The 15155-nt window shown below is 71.7% G+C and carries 14 protein-coding genes and 1 pseudogene; 8 read left to right on the top strand and 7 right to left on the bottom strand.

Translation table 11 applies throughout. The annotated features are described in order from the left end of the window. From ADK36_RS07980 to ADK36_RS07960, 5 genes and pseudogenes are all read right to left on the bottom strand, one after another. Positions 1–257, bottom strand: a pseudogene (locus ADK36_RS07980) (serine/threonine protein kinase); the annotation flags it as partial. Continuing rightward, the gene (locus tag ADK36_RS07975; RefSeq protein ID WP_048586871.1) at positions 254–994 is read right to left on the bottom strand and encodes a hypothetical protein; all 741 of its coding nucleotides are present in this window, start codon (positions 992–994) and stop codon (positions 254–256) included. The pseudogene ADK36_RS07980 and the gene ADK36_RS07975, both read right to left, overlap by 4 nt. 201 nt (positions 995–1195) lie before the next feature. Then, a complete protein-coding gene (locus tag ADK36_RS07970; protein WP_078916743.1) occupies positions 1196–2815 on the bottom strand; it encodes a serine/threonine-protein kinase in 1620 nt (539 codons plus the stop codon). Then, complete coding sequence (locus ADK36_RS07965) at positions 2812–3585, bottom strand: FHA domain-containing protein (protein WP_048586870.1); 774 nt, start codon at positions 3583–3585, stop codon at positions 2812–2814. The genes ADK36_RS07970 and ADK36_RS07965 overlap by 4 nt, the downstream gene beginning before the upstream one ends. Positions 3586–3767: 182 nt before the next feature. After that, positions 3768–4400: a hypothetical protein gene (locus ADK36_RS07960; RefSeq protein ID WP_048586869.1), complete on the bottom strand. Its 633-nt coding sequence runs from the start codon at positions 4398–4400 to the stop codon at positions 3768–3770. A gap of 275 nt (positions 4401–4675) precedes the next feature. Here ADK36_RS07960 and ADK36_RS07955 point away from each other — a divergent pair, with 275 nt between their 5' ends. The 6 genes from ADK36_RS07955 to ADK36_RS07930 all read left to right on the top strand — a co-directional run bounded on the left by ADK36_RS07955 (position 4676) and on the right by ADK36_RS07930 (position 10877). After that, on the top strand, positions 4676–5530 hold the full coding sequence (locus ADK36_RS07955) for a bifunctional methylenetetrahydrofolate dehydrogenase/methenyltetrahydrofolate cyclohydrolase (RefSeq protein ID WP_048586868.1): 855 nt from the start codon (positions 4676–4678) through the stop codon (positions 5528–5530). Further along, on the top strand, positions 5520–6020 hold the full coding sequence (locus ADK36_RS07950; RefSeq protein WP_048586867.1) for a DUF3017 domain-containing protein: 501 nt from the start codon (positions 5520–5522) through the stop codon (positions 6018–6020). The genes ADK36_RS07955 and ADK36_RS07950 overlap by 11 nt, the downstream gene beginning before the upstream one ends. Before the next feature lie 212 nt (positions 6021–6232). Then, positions 6233–6724: a helix-turn-helix domain-containing protein gene (locus ADK36_RS07945; RefSeq protein ID WP_048586866.1), complete on the top strand. Its 492-nt coding sequence runs from the start codon at positions 6233–6235 to the stop codon at positions 6722–6724. Positions 6725–7137: 413 nt separating this feature from the next. Continuing rightward, the gene (locus ADK36_RS07940) at positions 7138–8367 is read left to right on the top strand and encodes a helix-turn-helix domain-containing protein (RefSeq protein ID WP_078916742.1); all 1230 of its coding nucleotides are present in this window, start codon (positions 7138–7140) and stop codon (positions 8365–8367) included. Positions 8368–8886: 519 nt separating this feature from the next. Beyond that, entirely contained in the window at positions 8887–9876 is a 990-nt protein-coding gene (locus tag ADK36_RS07935; RefSeq protein ID WP_048586864.1) for a malate dehydrogenase, read from the top strand. A gap of 131 nt (positions 9877–10007) precedes the next feature. Beyond that, positions 10008–10877, top strand: a complete 870-nt coding sequence (locus ADK36_RS07930) for a hypothetical protein (protein ID WP_053196836.1) — start codon at positions 10008–10010, stop codon at positions 10875–10877. Between the two features lie 3 nt (positions 10878–10880). Here ADK36_RS07930 and ADK36_RS07925 read toward each other — a convergent pair whose 3' ends face one another. Both ADK36_RS07925 and ADK36_RS07920 read right to left on the bottom strand, forming a co-directional pair. Further along, positions 10881–11786, bottom strand: a complete 906-nt coding sequence (locus ADK36_RS07925) for a bifunctional helix-turn-helix transcriptional regulator/GNAT family N-acetyltransferase (RefSeq protein ID WP_053196834.1) — start codon at positions 11784–11786, stop codon at positions 10881–10883. An 11-nt stretch (positions 11787–11797) separates the two neighbouring features. Beyond that, on the bottom strand, positions 11798–12778 hold the full coding sequence (locus tag ADK36_RS07920) for a helix-turn-helix transcriptional regulator (RefSeq protein ID WP_053196832.1): 981 nt from the start codon (positions 12776–12778) through the stop codon (positions 11798–11800). Between the two features lie 65 nt (positions 12779–12843). Here ADK36_RS07920 and ADK36_RS07915 point away from each other — a divergent pair, with 65 nt between their 5' ends. Both ADK36_RS07915 and ADK36_RS07910 read left to right on the top strand, forming a co-directional pair. Beyond that, the gene (locus ADK36_RS07915; protein WP_048586860.1) at positions 12844–13404 is read left to right on the top strand and encodes a DinB family protein; all 561 of its coding nucleotides are present in this window, start codon (positions 12844–12846) and stop codon (positions 13402–13404) included. A 191-nt stretch (positions 13405–13595) separates the two neighbouring features. Further along, positions 13596–15113 carry an aldehyde dehydrogenase family protein gene (locus tag ADK36_RS07910; protein ID WP_048586859.1) on the top strand — a complete coding sequence of 506 codons (1518 nt, stop codon included), beginning with the start codon at positions 13596–13598 and terminating at the stop codon, positions 15111–15113. The last annotated feature ends 42 nt before the right edge of the window (positions 15114–15155 follow it).

Here is a 15155-nt window from a genome sequence, read left to right as displayed (position 1 = left end):
AGCTCTACCTCGCGTTCGGCCAGTTCGCGGAGGTGGCGTAGCTGGCGTGGGGTGCGGGTGCCGGTGGGCAGGAACTTCAGCGCCACCCGGCGGGGCAGGTCGCGCGACGGGCCGCTGGACAGCTCCGCGTCCCGTTGCTCGGCGAGCCGGGCCGCGTACACCGTGGCGAAGGCGCCGGAGCCGAGGGGCTCGCGCACCTCCCAGGGGCCGACCCGGTAGCCCTTCGGGACGGGGACGGCGTCGGACCGGCCGGTCATCGCAGCGCCTCACCGACGGGGGCCGCCAGCACCGTCAGGTCGTCCTCGCGGACCAGGTCGAAGCGGAGCGCGAGGGACACCAGTGACTCCTTCTTGCCGTTGACTCGCTGTCCGGGCTCGGCGGTCTCGGGGCCGGGACGCAGCCGGAGTTTGAGGGTCAGGTAGTCGATGTTCCAGTACACGGCGGACCGGCTGACCGTCGGCCAGACGCCCCGCAGCCGCTCCACCAACTGCTCCACGGCCGGCAGCGGCGCGTGCGGCTCCCCGCGCAGCCGCGGCTCGCACAGGGCGGTCAGCACCGCGAAGTACCTGCTGGTGCGGTCCAGGGCGAACGCCGGGGCCGTGACGGGGCCGGGGAGCCCTTGGCGGTCGGCGCTGCGGAAGGCGTGGCGCGGTGCCCAGACGTCGAAGGTGAGCAGGTCTCCCGCGGCGGGCAGGACCACCCGCGCGAACTCGAACGGTACGGGGGCTTCGAGACGGCCCGGCGCGATCTTGAGGTGTTCTCCCGCGCCCTCAGGGTTCTCCACCACGTAGGTCTGGTGCTCGCTGAGATTGCTGAGCAGCCAGAAGGACCGGTGGGCGGTGATCTCCCCGGCGACCCGGGGCACCCCTTCGTGCGCGATGGTCAGGCCGCCGTCCGGCGCGGCCCTGCCGAACGAGAGCCGCTCACCGGAGGCGATACGCACCTGGTCGTCCACGCTGCCGCAGGTCGGCGGCACGACGATGACGCTGTACATGGACCTGTCCCCCTCAAGATCCCCAGTTCAACGTTCAACATGGGAAAGAGTAAGGGAGACCTGATTGCGGAAGCGAAGCTTTGGCGCTGTATGGCGCGTCGCGGCCTCCGACCCTCCCCCGAGGGAGCCGGAAGCCGCGAGGCGGGGACAGGACCACGGTGGACCCGGTCGCCCGCGCGCGGTACCTCAGAACTCTCAGGTTCACGCCTTCCGGGGCGGGGTGTACTCCTCCAAGTACTGAGCGACACGGGCGGTGTAGTCGCGGTCCTGAGGCGTGTACTCCTTGAGGAAGTGGGCGACACGGGTGGCGTAGGCGCTGCTCTTCGGGGGAACGCCGCCCGCGTCGTTCACCTTCTTGAACGACGTCCGGTAGGCGGCGGCGAGCAGCACCCGGCGGTCGCCGGACAGGTCGGCCCGCAGCCGGGGCTCGATGAAGCACAGATAGCGGCCCACGGCCGGAATGGACTCGGAGGGGGTGATCGGCGGACTCGGGGTCTCCTTCGCGGGGACACCGTCGTCACGGATCCACCAGCGCAGGACGGCCGGAGTCCAGCGGGCGATGCCGTACTCGTCCTTGGCGGGGTCGGAGAGATCCGGGTCGAAGTCGCTCTCGGCCTTCAGCAGCGCGGCGATCAGGGCGGGGGTGACCTCCGGCTGGACACAGTCGTGGGCCGAGTCGACGATCAGACGGCGATACGCCGCCGGGATGCCCTTGTCGGTACGGAGCTCGTCGGCGCCGTAGGTCGCGGGCGTCACCTTCTCGCTCTCGCCGCCCGAGCCGTCCGAGCCGCCGACGTCCGCCCAGTCGCTGATGCCGTAGCCGAGGACCGAGGCGGCGACGACGGCGACCGCAGTGACCAGGACCTTCGTACGGCGGAGACGGTGGCGCGGGCGCAGCCTCCGGGGCAGCCGGGGGGAGCGGCCGGTGCCCGCCGCTGCCTCGACCCGCCGCAGCAGGTCGCCGGTGGGGATCCGGTCGGCATGAGTGCGGGCCAGACAGTCCCGCACGATCTCCCGCCAGGCGTCCGGGAGTTCGGGCGACAGACGCAGTTCGTCGGTGCCGCGGGCGTAGGCGGCGCCGGCGTCGCGGCGGGCCGTCGGGGTGGCGCCGGGCAGCGGGAAGGAGTCGGTGAGGACCAGATGGGCCAGCACACCGAACGCCCACACGTCGGCCGACGGGCGGATACGGCGGCCGCGTTCGCCGATCTCCGACCACAGCAACTCCGGCGGCGTGTAGTCCGGGGTCGAGAAGGCGGGCGTGTACGCGTGCGTGCCCTCCAGCTCAGCCGCCATGTTGAAGTCGGCCAGCCGGGCCGAACCGTCCGGCATCAGCAGCACGTTGGCCGGCTTCAGATCCCCGTGCACCCACCCCGCGCGGTGCAGCTGCGCCAGCCCCTCGCAGATCTGCGCGAGCAGGGCGGGCCCGGCGGCGGGGCGGGGCTCCGCCGCGACCAGGGCCGACAGGGAGCCCTCCGCCCTCTCCAGTACGAGGACGGTGGCGCCGTCGAGGGCTGGCCCTGCCGGGTCGTCGACGACGAGGGTGTCGTACATCCGGATCAGGCGCGGCTGCTTCAGCCGGCGGTACAACTCGACCTCGCGCTCGATGAGTTCGCGCAGGTGGGTGAGTTGGCGCGGGGTGCCGGTGCCGGTGGGCAGGAACTTCAGGGCCGCTGTCTTCGGGAGGTCGGGCCGGTCCCCGTCGGCCGCGACGCGCCTGCCCTCGTACACGCTCCCGAACGCCCCCGTGGCGATCGGCTCCCGCACCTCCCACGCCCCCACCCGGTACCCCTTCGGTACCGGCACGGCGTATGGCTCGGTCACCGGGCCGGCCGGCCGGACACCGCGGCGGACGAGGGCTCTCGCAGCGGCCCTCTCAGGACGACGAGGTCGTCCTCCCGCACCAGGTCGAACCGGAGCGCCAGGGAGACCAGCGACTCCTTCTTGCCGTTGAGCCGCGGCCCCGTGTCCGCCGTCTCCGGGCCGGGCTTGAGGCGCAGCTTCACGGCGAGGTAGTCGATGTTCCACTGCACGGAAGTGCGGGAGGCGGCCGGCCAGTTGGGGCGCAGCCGGTCCACCACCTGGTCGACCGTGGGCAGCGGGGCGTGCGGTTCGCCGCGCAGGCGCGATTCGCACAGCGCGGCCAGGACCGCGAAGTAGCGCTTGGTGCGGTCCACCGAGAAGGCGGGAGCGGTGGTCGCGCCGTCCAGGCCACCCTCGGAGCTGAGGTAGTCGTGGCGTGGCGCCCACACCTCGATCGGCAGCAGATCGCCGGCCGCCGGCAGCACGATCCGCGAGAACTCGAAGGGGACCGGCGCGTCCAGGCGCCCCGGCCCCACCTTGATGTGCTCGCCGGCCCCTTCCGGGTTCTCGACGACGTACGTCTGCTCCCGGCTGAGGTTGCTCAATATCCAGAAGGCGCCCTGCGCGGTGATCTCGCCCGCTCTGCGGGACACCCCGTCGTGCGCGATGGTCAGGTCGTTGTCGGCGGCGGAACGGCCGAAGCCGAGGCGCTCGCCGGGTGCCAGCCGGAGCTGGGTGCGGTCGGTCTCGTCCTCCGTGGTCGGCGGAGGTACCACGATGATGCTGTACAAGGTGCGTCTCCCCGTGCCTGACGGCTACCCACGCCAGAGTAGAGGGGACGCAGCGGGGCCGTGCCCCCTCGTACGAGTGAGACACGGCCCCGGCTGGTAAATGGCGCGAACTCTTCAGTCACGCATGAACGTGCGTGAACGTGCGTGAACGTTCGGCGAGTTCGGCGAGTTCGGTGAAATGCTCAGTAACGCGGGCGGTTGAACCAGGCCGACGCCGCGCTGTTGACCATCGAGGCGAGGATGATGCCGGCGATGGCGAGGGAGATGAGCCCGCCGAAGGTGGCCGAGCCGCCCCCGCCGTTCACCATGTTCACGATGCCACCGAGGATCATCAGCGACGCGTAGACGATCGTCGTGATGCGGATGCCGCTGCCGCCGTTCTTGAACTTCACGCCCAGGAAGATGGAGAGCGCGCCCAGCGCCACCAGCAGGCCCGCGACCAGGAAGCCGAGACCGGCCAGGGTGTCGGTGTCGTCGCCGCTGCCGACGCCGTTGGACAGGTCCTGGGCGGCACCGATGGCGACACCGGCGATGATGCCGAACAGGATCTGGAAGCCGGACATGATGAACAGCAGCACGCGCGCGGTCTTCATCAGGCCGGGCATCTCCATGGCCATCGCGTTCCCCGGGTAGCCCGGGTAACCGGGGTAGCCGGGCTGGGCCGGCTGGCCCTGCGGGTAGCCGTAGGCGGGCGGCTGCTGGGGAGCGCCCTGCGGGTAGCCGTAGCCGGGCTGCGCCGGGGGCTGCTGCGGCGGGTAGCCGGGCTGCTGGCCCTGGGGCGGGCCGTAAGGGTTGTTCGGGTCGCCGAAGCTCATCGAGCGGTCCTTCCTCCGTTTTTGATCCAGTGCGGGGACGACGCGTGGCACGGTTCGGAGGAAGTTCTTCGGATGCGGTTCGTCCCCCCGGTACTGCCCGCGGCACTAGCGTCTCATCGTTCTTTAGACGCCTCTTACTTGTCCAGCCGCATTCCCTATGTGTTGTGCAAGTGCAACATCGCTGATCATGAGCGGATACGGGGGGAGATGCCGCGGCACGGGTGGTGGGAGACCCGGATTGGAACCGGGAGGGCGTCATCCGCGAGGATGGGGGCATGACCGCCCAGATTCTCGATGGCAAGGCCACCGCAGCCGCGATCAAGTCCGATCTGACCGCCCGCGTGGCGGCGCTGAAGGAGAAGGGCGTCACGCCCGGACTCGGCACGATCCTGGTCGGGGACGACCCCGGCAGCCAGAAGTACGTCGCCGGCAAGCACCGCGACTGCGCCCAGGTCGGCATCGCCTCCATCCAGCGCGAACTGCCCGACACGGCGACGCAGGAGGAGATCGAGGCGGTGGTCCGCGAACTGAACGAGGACCCGGCCTGCACCGGTTACATCGTCCAGCTGCCCCTCCCCAAGGGCATCGACGAGAACCGCATCCTGGAACTGATGGACCCGGACAAGGACGCCGACGGCCTGCACCCGATGAACCTCGGGCGCCTGGTCCTGGGCGAGCCGGCCCCGCTGCCCTGCACCCCCAACGGCGTGCTCACCCTGCTGCGCCGGTACGGCGTGGAGATCAAGGGCGCCGAGGTGGTGGTCGTCGGCCGCGGTGTCACCATCGGCCGTCCGATGCCGCTGCTGCTGACCCGGCGCAGCGAGAACGCCACGGTGACCCAGTGCCACACCGGGACGCGTGATCTGTCCGCGCACCTGAAGCGCGCGGACATCATCGTGGCCGCCGCGGGCTCCGCCCACCTGATCCGCCCCGAGGACGTCAAGCCGGGCGCTGCCGTCCTCGACGTCGGTGTCTCGCGCAGCGCCGAGGGCAAGATCGTGGGCGACGTCCACCCCGGTGTCGCCGAGGTGGCCGGCTGGATCTCCCCGAACCCCGGTGGCGTGGGCCCGATGACGCGGGCGCAGCTGCTGGTCAACGTGGTCGAGGCGGCGGAGCGCAGTGTCGGCTGACGGCCGCGCCGACAGCGCGGAGGGGATCGTGGAGGACACCGCGGAGGAGATCGAGGTCCGGGACCCGGTGAGCGCCCCGGACGCGGACGGTGTGCCCCGGCGGACCACCCGCCGCTTCCCGCTGTTCACCAGGGACACGGCACGCCCCGAGGGCGGCGGCCGCGCCGCATCCGGTGACGCCCCGGCGCCCGCCCGGCAGTGGCCGGTGCTTCTGGTGCTCGGGCTGGTCGGGGTGGGCCTGCTGATCACCGCGCTCGACGTGTTCCGGGCCGGCACCCTGGTGATCGGCAGCGCCCTGCTGGCCGGTGCGGTGCTGCGCTGGATCCTGCCGAGCGTCGGCATGCTCGCCGTGCGCTCCCGCTTCACGGACATAGTGACGTACGGCGTGCTGGGCCTCGTGATCGTGATGCTGGCGTTGATGGCGCAGCCGGATCCGTTGCTGAAGATCCCGTTCCTGAAGGACGCGCTGCATTTCACGGTGGACAGCTGAGGCGCTCGCACGACGGCGGCCCGTCCTCTCCCCCGAGGAAGGACGGGCCGCCGTCCGCGTTCACCCTCGGGCACGGTGAAGAGGCTGTTCAACGCCTGTCAGTGCGCTGTGGCACGGAAGTGACCGTTCCGCTACGTCGGGGTCCGTCCGGGAACCAAGCCGCCGTCCCACGTCGTCACCCGACCCGTTCGGATCTGGTTCGGAGGTGAGTGATGGGTGCCTGGCAGCCGCTGCCTGACGATCTGCCGCCGGAGGTGCGGCACTTCGTGGAGCAGTTGCGGCAGCTCAAGGACCGTACGGGGCTGAGCCTGGTCGCGCTGGGGGCGCGCACCGCGTACAGCAAGTCGTCCTGGCAGCGCTACCTCAACGCCACCCAGCCCCCACCGCGGCAGGCGGTCGTCGCGCTGTGCCGGGTGGCGGACGTCGGGAAGGACGAGGCGGAGCGCTTCGGGGCCCGCTGGGAACTGGCGGTGCAGGCCTGGCCGAAGCCCGTGACGGTGTCGGCGAGGCCGGAGCACGAGGCGGGCGAGGCCGGCGGGACGGGCGGCGACGGGGAGGCGTACGAGGACGATCCCACCCTGCCTTGGTGGGACGCGCCGCCGAAGGGACCGGAGCCGCCGTCGCGTCGGCTGCTGGTCGTGGCCGGGGTACTGGTCGCGGCTCTGATGCTGCTGATGGTGATCGGGATGATCGCGCTGGGATGACACTCACGGGCCGGACTTGTCCGAATGCGGCGCATGTGACGTGAGTGATCGTTTATGTGCTTTCTGTGTGTCGATGTGTTGACAAGTTCGCGGATTTGCAAGGAAGTCGTTCGTCAAGCGGGCTAGCGTGGTCGATCGGGACGGTCCGGGGTGTCCCACGTGTTGGCAAGGGCTTACTGCCAGGGTTGTGTCGGCGGGGGAGGGAAGCCGGTGGAACACTGGACGCGGTCCGATGGGAGTGCAACGGTGCATGCCCACGGTCCCAATGCTCCCGTGCGCCCCCTCCCCGGGAACTGAGATCCTTACTGGGCGCATCCCTGTGGGTAGCCAGAACGGGGACTCGGCAGAGGGCACCACGCGCGGGGGGAACGCGAGAAACACCAGCACGAACCGGGGGGAAGAGGGGGGAAGTAATGCCTCGTTGGAGGGCCTTGCCGGATGAACTCGATCCGCAGGTCAGGGAGTTCGCGAGCCAGCTGCGTCGGCTCGTGGACCGTAGCGGTCTGAGCATCGCGGCGTTGGCCGACCGCACGGGATACAGCAAGACGTCCTGGGAGCGGTATCTGAACGGGCGGCTGCTCGCGCCCAAGGGTGCAATCGTGGCGCTCGCCGAGGTCACGGGCACCAATCCCGTTCACCTGACGACGATGTGGGAGCTCGCCGAACGGGCGTGGAGCCGTTCCGAGATGCGCCACGACATGACCATGGAGGCGATACGGATCTCCCAGGCCCGCGCGGCACTGAGCGAGTTCGGGGCGCCGCCGGCGAACGCCAAGGGGAGCGCGAAGGCGGCCAAGACCGCCCGCAAGAGCGGGAGCGCGACGGCGACGCCCGGGGTGGCGGGGCCGGCAGGTGTCGCACCGACCATGCCCCCGGTGCCCGCGCAGCCCACGGCGCCGGAGGTACGGGACTCGTCGGTACGGGACTCCACCGGAGGTGACGTCCGGGACAGCGGCTCCTCCGAGGCCAACTCGTGGGGACTCGCCGGGTATCGGGGGCCGGCGCCGACGAGTGGCGGTCGTCCGTCGGGAGCGGCGCTGTCCGGGGAGTCCGGTGCGGTCGGCGCGGTCGGTTCGCCGGGGACGCCCAGTCCGTACGGCGAGCCTCCGCAGGGGCCTCGTCCGGGACACGGTGCCCCCTCCGGTGGGGGCGGCGGGAAGCGGCGGCTGACGATGTTCCTCGCGGGGGTCGTCGGTGTGCTGGTCGTGATCGCCGCGGTGTTCTTCCTGACCGACGGCGGGGGGAAGAAGAACGAGGACGCGGTGCAGTCGCCCTCGCCGTCCGTGACGACCGACCCCGATCTGCCGGCCGGCGTGCAGTGCAGCGGTGACTCCTGCACCGGCAAGGACGCGGAGGCCATGGGGTGCAGCGGTGACCTCGTGACGACCGCCAAGACCGCGACCGTCGGCACGGCCGTGGTCGAGGTCCGCTACAGCGAGACCTGCGGCGCGGCATGGGGACGTGTCACGCAGGCCGCCCAGGGCGACGAGGTGGTGGTGAAGGTCGGCAAGACAAAGCAGACCGGCACGATCACCGCCGCCGGCGACACCATCGCGTACACCCCGATGGTGGCCGTGAAGGACGCGGGCGACGCGACGGCCTGCGTGACGCTGGCCGCTGGTCAGGAGGGGTGCACGCAGTAACGGGGCCCCGTTCCAGGGGGCCCCGCCCCCTGGAACCCGGCCCTTCGCCTCGGCTCTCTTCGACGCCGGCGTGCATCTCCAGCCCGTCCGGCGTTTGAGGACGAGGCCGCAGGCCGATGGGGGTCCAGGGGGCGGAGCCCCCTGGCGGGGTCGAAGGGGCGGAGCCCCTTCAAGGGATGGGACGGGTAGGGGCGGCGGGGGCGAGAAAAGAATTCGGGGCGGACAGGAATGGCCGTCGGCAAAGTGGGCACGCGCACCGTACCCCCACGGGAGTCCGGCAATCGGTACCCCCACCCGGCGGCCGCCCATGTCCCCCCTCTCCCGGACAGGGCGGCCGCCCCCTTTTGCCGCAGTCATGGTCATTCTGTGGGGCGGGCCACACGGGACCCGGCCGTGCGAGATCCCGGATGCGCGATAGCCTGACCGGTGGATCTCTCGACGCCAAGAGATCGATCATCTCTACGTCCCGCACCCCGGGGCAGGGATGCCCTCACCGCCAGCTGTCATACGGAGAACGCCATGACCCGCACTCCCGTGAACGTCACCGTCACCGGCGCGGCCGGCCAGATCGGTTACGCCCTGCTCTTCCGCATCGCCTCCGGCCAGCTGCTCGGCGCGGACGTGCCGGTCAAGCTGCGCCTCCTGGAGATCACGCCCGCGCTCAAGGCCGCCGAGGGCACCGCCATGGAGCTCGACGACTGCGCGTTCCCGCTCCTCCAGGGCATCGACATCAGCGACGACCCGAACGTCGCCTTCGACGGGGCGAACGTCGCGCTGCTCGTCGGTGCCCGCCCCCGCACCAAGGGCATGGAGCGCGGTGACCTCCTGGAGGCCAACGGCGGCATCTTCAAGCCGCAGGGCCAGGCCATCAACGCCCACGCCGCGGACGACATCAAGGTCCTGGTCGTCGGCAACCCGGCCAACACCAACGCGCTCATCGCGCAGGCCGCCGCGCCCGACGTACCGGCCGAGCGCTTCACCGCGATGACCCGCCTCGACCACAACCGCGCGCTGACCCAGCTCGCGAAGAAGACGGGCGCCACGGTCGCCGACATCAAGCGGCTCACCATCTGGGGCAACCACTCCGCCACCCAGTACCCGGACATCTTCCACGCCACCATCGCCGGCAAGAACGCCGCCGAGGTCGTCAACGACGAGAAGTGGCTGGCCGAGGACTTCATCCCGACCGTCGCCAAGCGCGGTGCGGCGATCATCGAGGCCCGTGGCGCCTCCTCCGCGGCCTCCGCCGCCAACGCCGCCGTCGACCACGTCCACACCTGGGTCAACGGCACCGCCGAGGGCGACTGGGTCTCCATGGGTATCCCGTCCGACGGTTCGTACGGCGTCCCGGAGGGCCTCATCTCCTCCTTCCCGGTCACCACCAAGGACGGCCAGTACGAGATCGTCCAGGGCCTGGACATCAACGAGTTCTCCCGCGCCCGGATCGACGCCTCCGTCCAGGAGCTCGCCGAGGAGCGCGACGCGGTCCGTGCCCTCGGTCTGATCTGAGCCCGGCTCAGCCGCAGTTCTGTCACGAACCTGCGCAGGCCCCGTTCCGGTTCCTTCCGGAAAGGGGCCTGCGGCCGTTTTCGCCGCTAACGTCGGAAGCAGTACGCATGGGGTGATTCGGGGGACGTGCCATGAGCGGATGGGACGGCAACAGCGGCGGCAACGGCAGTGGCCACAGCTCCGGTTCCTGGTCGGAGCACGAGCCCAGCGAGGAGAGAGGCCAGGCGGCCTGGGCAGCGCGGGAGTCGATCGTTCCGCCACCGTGGGCGTCGGCCCGGACGCAGACCTTCACGTCGACGCCCCCGCCCGTCCCGGCCCCGCCGCCCGTCCCGCCGTCATCTCCCCGCGCCCGCCGCCTCCTTCTCGTCCTCGTCGCCGCGGCCGTCCTCGGCGCGGGCGTCGGAGCCGGAGTCTGGTTCCTCATCCGCGACGAATCCCCCCTCACCGGAGCCGGAACGAACCCGCTGCCCGGCGTCGTCACCACCACCCCGCCCGCGCCCACCCCCAACTCCTCGTCCCCGTCCCTGTCGCCGTCCTCCTCTTCGATCCCCGGCTACCGCCGCGCCCAGGACCCCGTCGGCTACACGCTCCACGTCCCGGAGGGCTGGATCCGCAGTCAGCGGCAGGGCGAGAAGGCCCCGGTCGTCTTCTACGACGCCCCGGACGACGGGCGCAGCCTGCAGATCTTCGGGTTGGCGGAGGACACTCCGGCCGAGTCCCTCGACCTCGCCGAGAACGACCCCGGCTACGGCTACGCGAACCAGCCCGGCTACCGGGCCCTGGACCGCGCCGCGGCCGCCCGCTGGTCCGAGCTCACGTACCGCTACGACGACGAGGACAGGGGACCGCGCCAGGTCATCGACCACCGCTTCGAGGCCACCGACGGCACGCTCTACGCGATCCGCGCCGCCGGCCCGGCGGAGCTGGCCCCCGATCTGGTCCGCGAACCGCTCACCACCGCGCTGGAGTCCTTCTGCCCCGCGGGCGGGCAGTGCCGTTGAGGGTCAGCCGTTCAGGCGCTTCTCGAACCAGTGGCTGGCGTAGACGTTGTCGTCGTACGCCGGGATGTCCGTGTATCCGCACGCCCGGTACATCGCCTGCGCCTCGGTGAGCGCGGCGTGTGTGTCGAGGCGTACGACGGTGAAGTGCCGTGCGGAGGCCTCCTGTTCGAGGGCGTCGAGCAGTCGGCGCGCGAGGCCGAGGCGGCGGGCGTCGGGATGCACCCAGACATGGCGGATCTCGCCGACGCCGGGCTCCAGGCTCCGTAGCGCCCCGCAGCCCACGGGGCGGCCCTCCTCGTAGGCGACGAAGAACGCGCCGGCGTCGCCGGACACCTCCTCGGGCCGTACGAGGTCGTCCTTGTCGAACCCCTCGGGGAACCGCTCGTCGATGTCGGCGGCGTAGGCGTCCAGGCAGGACCGGGCGTCCGGTGCGGCGCCGTCGACGAGGTCGACCGTGATGCCCGCGAGGCGCAGCAGCCGCTGGGCGGTGGCCATCGCCCCGGTCAGTTCGGCGCGCTGTGTTTCGCTGAGGCCGGCGAGGAGCCCGGCCGCGGCCACGCCGGCCCGCCGGTCCTGCTCCTTCACCTCCACCCGCCCGGCCGCGGTCAGCTCGATCATGCGCAGCCGGTTGTCCTGCGGGTGCGCGCTCAGCCGGACCATGCCCTGCGCCTGAAGCGCCTTGGCCATCCGGCTCAGATACCCGGCGTCCAGGCCGAGCCGGCTCCTGAGTTCGCGCAGGGACGCGCCGTCCCCGATCTCGAAGAGCAGCCGGGCCTCACCCAGCGGGCGGTCCTGACCGAGGTAGTGGTCGTCCAGGACGCCGATGCGGCGGGTGAAGTACCGGTTGAAGCGGCGGAAGGCCGTCACGTGGTCGGTCGATACCGGCTCCGCATTCCTCACTGGCTCCATATTCTTTGACTTTAGTCAAAGGTCGCGTCCTGGTCGACCCCTTCCGCCGCCTGTGTGAGACGCCGGCCGAGCGCCGACGCCGCCTCCCGCAGTTCGCGCGGCCTGACGATCCGGAACGGGGCCCGGATCGCCGTGAGCTGCTCGGCGTACCAGTCCGGTTCGTCGGTGGTGGCGAGGAGGCGCGTGGTGCGGTCGTCGATCGGTTCGGGGCGGCCGAGGCTGCGGGGGAGCCACTCGGCGACGCGCGAGGCGGGCGCTTCGACCACGATCTCCACCTCGTGGGTCCAGCCCTGGGAGAGGTGCTCCTCGACGGTCTCGACGGGGTTCAGGCCGGTGGGCGGTTCGAAGGTGTCGGGGAGGACCGTCAGGCTCGTCACCCGGTCCACGCGCAGGACGCGTCGCGCGTCGCGGGTGTGCGACCAGCACAGCAGATACCAGCGGCCGTGGTGGACGACGACCGCCCACGGGTCGACCTCCATGGTGCGCTCGCCGCGCGACCCCAGCCGGTAGCCGAGGCGTAGCCGGCGGTGTGCGGCGGCGGCCTGGACGAGGGCGGCGGTGGTGTCGGGGTCGGGGCGCGCGGACGTGCCGGGGGCGCCCCGGGCGCTGACCCTGCGGACCGCCTCGGCCGGGTGCGCGACCGGTTCGGGCAGGGCCCGCAGCAGCTTGCCGAGCGCGCTGCCCACCGGGCCGGACGGGTCAGCCGCGTCGTGATGGCCTTCCAGGACGGCCATGACCAGGCCGAGCGCCTCGGTCGGGGCGAACATCAGCGGCGGCAGCCGCAGACCCCGGCCGAGGCGGTAGCCGCCGTACGGGCCCCGGGTGGACTCGACGGGGATGCCGGCCTCGCGCAGGATGCCGACGTAGCGGCGGGCGGCACGCTCGGAGACGCCGAGGCGGGCGGCCAGGCGGTCGGCGGTGATGCCGGGGTTGTTCTGGAGGAGTTCGAGAAGCAGGAGGGCGCGGGCGGTGGGGCTTTCGGCGTGGCTCATTCTCGGCCCAGGTGGGTTTCTATTCCGGAAGTCGGTCGACCGGAACGGACCCTAGCCTGCGGGTCATGACCTACGACACCGAAGAGCCGGTCCACGTCGAGCCGCCCGTCGCCGGTTCCGAGGCCGACACCCTGATCGGCTCCCTGGAGCGGCAGCGCCGGACCTTCGCCTGGAAGTGCGAAGGGCTGGACGCCGCGGCCCTGAACCGTCGGCTCGCGCCCTCCGCCCTCACGCTGGGCGGGCTGCTCAAGCACCTGGCCCTCGTCGAGGACGAGTACTTCACCAGGCGCCTGCTCGGAGTGGAGCTGCCCCCGCCGTGGAACGCGGTGGACTGGGACGCCGACCCCGACTGGGAGTGGCGCTCGGCGGCGCAGGACAAGCCGGAGCAGTTGTACGCGCTGTGGGAGGAGGCGGTGGCGCGTTCCCGGGCGAACCTGGGGCGAGTGCTGTCCGAGGGGGGCGTGGATCAGTTGGTCCGCCACACCTGGCCCGACGGTCGGGCCCCCAGCGTGCGACGCGTCCTGATCGACCTCGTCGAGGAGTACGCCCGCCACGTCGGTCAGGCCGACCTGATCCGCGAGTCGATCGACGGACGGGTGGGGGAGGACCCGCCGGTCGGCTTCTGAACCGCCCGGTCTTCTTGACCATCCCTCGACGCCCCTTTTCGTTCCGGTTTGTCCGGATGTTCAGTGATGCACCGCACTTTCGGCCTCGATCGCGCATGTAAGGCGAGGGTCGGGGCAGGCGGTCACGGTCCTCGTGGGTGACACCTGTGTGACTCAGGGGCACTGAACAGGAACGGAAGGCAACACCGATCATGACCGGACAGCAGGCGCAGCAGACGATTCACGCGGGCGGCGAATGGCGCGAGGCCGTCTCCGGCGCGACGCGCGAAATCCTCGACCCCGCGGACGCGACGCCGTTCGCCGTGGTCGCCGAGGGTGACGAGAAGGACACCGATCTGGCGGTGGCGGCCGCCCACCGCGCCTTCGACGGCGGTCAGGGGGAGTGGCCGCGCACACCCGTCGCCGAGCGTGCCGCCCTGCTGCGCCGCGTCGCCGATCTCCTGGTGCGCGACCGCGAGGCGCTCGGCCTGCTGGAGAGCCGCGACGCCGGCAAGACCCTGGAAGAGGGCCGGGTCGACATCGACTGCGTCGCCGACGCCTTCCGCTACTTCGCCGACCTCGTCGCCGCCGAGGCCCCGGGCCGGGTCGTCGACGCGGGCTCACCCGACCTCCACAGCGTCGTCGTCCACGAGCCGGTCGGCGTGTGCGCGCTGATCACCCCCTGGAACTACCCCCTCCTCCAGGCCAGTTGGAAGATCGCGCCCGCGCTCGCCGCCGGGAACACCTTCGTCGTCAAGCCCAGCGAGATCACCCCGCTGACGACCGTCGCGCTCATCGAGCTGCTGGTCGAGGCCGGGCTGCCCGCCGGGGTCGCCAACATCGTCACCGGGCCCGGCCACTCCGTCGGCGCCCGCCTCGCCGAGCACCCCGACGTCGACCTCGTCTCCTTCACCGGCGGCCTGGTCAGCGGCACGAAGGTGGCCCAGGCCGCGGCGCCCTCCGTCAAGAAGGTCGCCCTCGAACTCGGCGGCAAGAACCCCAACGTCGTCTTCGCCGACGCCTGCGCCACCGACGAGGGCTTCGACACCGCCGTCGACCAGGCCCTCAACGCCGCCTTCATCCACAGCGGCCAGGTCTGCTCGGCGGGCGGCCGCCTCATCATCGAGGACTCCGTCCGGGACCGCTTCGTCACCGAACTGGCCCGCAGGGCAGGCAGGATCCGGCTCGGCCGCGGCACCGCCGACGGCGTCGAGTGCGGACCGCTCGTCTCCGAGCAGCAGCGCGCGAAGGTCGAGGCGTACGTCGACTCCGCGCTGAAGGAGGGCGCGGTGCTGCGCTCCGGCGGCAGGCGGCCCGAGCCGTCCCCGGAGCGGCCGGAGAGCGGCTACTTCTACGAGCCGACCGTCCTCGACCACTGCCACCGCGAGATGCGCGTCGTACGCGAGGAGGTCTTCGGACCGGTCCTCACCGTCGAGACCTTCCGCACCGAGGACGAGGCGATCGCCCTCGCCAACGACACCGAGTACGGCCTCGCCGGCGCCGTCTGGACCGCCGACGCGGGGCGGGCGCGCCGGGTCGCGGGCCGGCTGCGGCACGGCACCGTCTGGATCAACGACTTCCACCCCTACCTTCCCCAGGCGGAGTGGGGCGGCTTCGGCAAGAGCGGGGTGGGCCGCGAACTCGGCCCCGCCGGGCTCGCCGAGTACCGCGAGAGCAAGCACGTGTACCAGAACCTCGCGCCGAAGCCCGTCCGCTGGTTCACCGGCTGACCCGGGCCGGCACCCCTCCCCCGGCAAGACCTCGCAAGCCCC

Origin of the sequence: Streptomyces viridochromogenes (genome assembly GCF_001270495.1) — a bacterium.
Lineage (GTDB): Bacteria > Actinomycetota > Actinomycetes > Streptomycetales > Streptomycetaceae > Streptomyces > Streptomyces viridochromogenes_A.
This window is presented reverse-complemented; position numbering and strand designations above follow the sequence as displayed.